This is a genomic window from Secundilactobacillus sp. MJ173 (assembly GCF_059704265.1).
Map to the genome: position 1 here is coordinate 1 of NZ_BAAKGN010000028.1, position 2967 is coordinate 2967.

Annotated in this window: 3 protein-coding genes and 1 other annotated feature; of the genes, 2 read left to right on the forward strand and 1 reads right to left on the reverse strand. The window is 43.3% G+C overall.

The genetic code is table 11. The features are described 5' to 3' along the window. Positions 1-124 precede the first annotated feature (124 nt). Entirely contained in the window at positions 125-1315 is a 1191-nt protein-coding gene (locus AC6H04_RS04465; RefSeq protein ID WP_497570555.1) for an acetate/propionate family kinase, read from the forward strand. Between the two features lie 79 nt (positions 1316-1394). Here AC6H04_RS04465 and AC6H04_RS04470 read toward each other — a convergent pair whose 3' ends face one another. Further along, a complete protein-coding gene (locus tag AC6H04_RS04470) occupies positions 1395-2477 on the reverse strand; it encodes an Ldh family oxidoreductase (protein ID WP_497570556.1) in 1083 nt (360 codons plus the stop codon). Between the two features lie 62 nt (positions 2478-2539). After that, positions 2540-2766, reverse strand: a binding site (T-box leader). 15 nt (positions 2767-2781) lie between these two features. Between AC6H04_RS04470 and AC6H04_RS04475 the strand changes: the two genes are divergently transcribed. Beyond that, the coding region (locus AC6H04_RS04475) for a hypothetical protein (protein ID WP_497570557.1) at positions 2782-2967 on the forward strand (186 nt) is incomplete at its 3' end.

Consider the following 2967-nt stretch of genomic DNA (forward strand, 5'->3'; position numbering starts at 1 on the left):
CACCAAACAAAGGGATTTCGGTTGTCTAACGAGATCTTTTTTGCTTTAACTTGAAAACGGTTTCATTCTCCGTTAGACTAGACTTATGTTTAGGTTATAGAAAATAACGAGGTGGGAATATATCATGACAAAAATTTTAGCAGTCAACGCAGGTAGTTCAACTTTAAAGTGGAAACTATTTTCGATGCCAGATGAAACAGTAATCGCTTCAGGTTTAGTCGATCGCTTAAACTTGCCCGGTTCAGTCTTTACGGTTAAGCGCCCCGACGCCGACAAGTATGAGATCACTCAAGACAACATCGATTATCGTTTGGCGGCTGCAATGGTCCTTTCTCACCTAAAGGAAGCGGGCATCGTTAAGCATTTGCACGAAATCGCTGGCATCGGTCACCGTGTCGTCGCTGGTGGCGAAGTTTTCTCAGATTCAGCCGTCGTTGATGATACCGTATTGAAGCAAATTCATGAGCTTTCACAATATGCGCCACTGCACAACCCGATTGAAGCAACATACATCGAAATCTTTCAGCAATTGTTACCAAACGTGCCGCAAGTCGCCGTTTTCGATACTGCACTGTACACGGACATGCCAAAGATCAACGCGCTCTACCCCATTCCTTACGAATACTACAAAAAATATGGTGCACGTAAATACGGTGCACATGGTACCAGCCACCGCTATGTTTCAAAACGGGCTGCTGAGCTGTTAGATAAGCCACTTTCGGATTTGAAATTAATCACCTTACACCTTGGTTCCGGCTCCTCCATCACCGCCTTTGATCACGGGAAAGTCGTGGATACTTCCATGGGCTTTACACCACTAGCCGGTGTCATGATGGCCACCCGTTCAGGTGACATCGATGCTTCGTTGGTAACATTTCTTGCCGAAAAGATGAACGTTAGCATGAGCGATATGATTGATATTCTAAATCAAAAATCTGGTCTGTTGGGCATTTCTCAACTGTCCCCTGATCAACGTGATTTGGAATCAGCTCAGGACACAAATCCGCAAGCCAAGTTAGCATTGGATATGTATGCGAACCGGATCGTTCGTTATATTGGCTCATATATCGCCGAACTAAACGGCTTAGACGCCCTGATATTCACTGCTGGCTCCGGCGAAAACGGCATCGACATGCGCGCTAAAATCGCTGATCAGTTAAGCTACTTTGGTATTCAAATTGATCATGATCGTAATCAAGTTCGTGGCAAGGAACAAGTCATCAGCCCAGAGGGTGCACCAGTAACCGTCATGGTGGTTCCAACCAACGAAGAACTGATGATTGTCCGGGATGTGGAACGATTAACACAGAAGTAATTCATACATGATATTAGTAACGATGGCGTTAGATTGCCGATAATCGGTCACCTAACGTCATCTTTATTTTAATTAAATTTTACAATGCTTCCGGAACCTCAACACCAACTTCTTCTCCCAGTGTAGCTAATTCAGCGGCCGTCTTGTCGTCAATTAGCACGCCCTGCTTTTGATTTTCTGCATAACGTCGATATTCACGGTCACCGGGAATCTTGATCTCAGTCCCTGGTAAATGTTTCAAATTTCTAATACGGTCAAACATCGTTGAAACATTGGCTTTCAAGGTATCTAAGTCCCCAAACAGCGCCGGATCCATGGTCATGAAGAACTGGCTGAAATCGTGCTTACCCTTGTTAGTATCAGCAGAAATTGAGCCTTGTGCAAGGATACCCGTCAGCATTTCAACAACCAATGAGTTACCGAAACCTTTGTAATTTGAGTTATTTTCTAAATTACCACCTAAGGTCAGAACACCACCATCTGGCCGATCATCACTGAAAGCAATGGTTGATAGATTATCCTCAACTCGCTGTGCATCTTGATCAACTTGACGGTCCTCACCCACAGCCCATTCGCCAGGAATATCTTCACCCTTTTTAGCTAGGACCTGAATTTTACCACTTGAAACCACTGAGGTCGCCCCATCAAAAACAAATGGGTGCGGTTCTGCTGGGAAGGTGAACGCAAAGGCATTGGAACCTAAGAATGCCTCTAAGGAGTTCGTAGGGAGTACCAACGGCCGTGTATTGGTTGTTGCAATCCCAATCAGACCTTCTTTAACCGCCATCCGCGCGTAGTAACCGGCAGTCCCAAAGTGATTCGAGTTACGAATGACCGCAATTGAAACGCCTACCTTCTTTGTTTTTTCAATTAACCGTTTCATGGTAAAGCCAGAAGCAATCTGCCCCATGTTTTTGTTAGCGTCAACCAACAAGCTGGTAGGTGTTTCCCGTAAAATTTCGGGTTTGTTGGTTGGATCGATCGTACCATCTTTAATCATATTGGTGTACCAAGTGATCCGCTGAATCCCGTGTGATGAAATGCCACGTAGATCAGCATCAACCAAGGTATCAGCGAGAAATTCCCCATCCTCTTCTGAAAAATGATAGGCTGCTAAAACCTTCTTCAAAAAGACCTTTTCTGCTTTTGCATCAATACGCATTGTAAATACTTCCCTTCTTGGTCAATAATTTTAAGCCATAAAAAAAGTCCCTGTTATGAAATAACAAGGACGATTTGTAATCGTGGTACCACCTAAATTCACAGTTCTATAGAACTGCCTCAGTTCGCTCAAACAAGCGATGCAAGGATAACGGTCTGCTTGCCGTAAACGTCGCGTGAACGCGTTTAGTACTCCGAGTTCATCTTCACCAACCTTCAATGATGCCTTTCCAGCTACCGGCACTCTCTTAAAATTAAAAATTGATTACTCTTCTCATCAATGTACAATATTTATGGATAATTTCATGTTAGAACTCGTTGAAACAATTGTCAAGATTGAGAGTGTGACACAACTTGGTAGATTCCGGCCATTTAGACTAGATGAAAGAATTGAACAAAAGCAAATTTTAAGTTGTTTTTCAGTTAAGAAACTAGATAAAATTTTTATCAATATAGACTTATGTCGCGATTCCTACTCATTTCAACCCCAG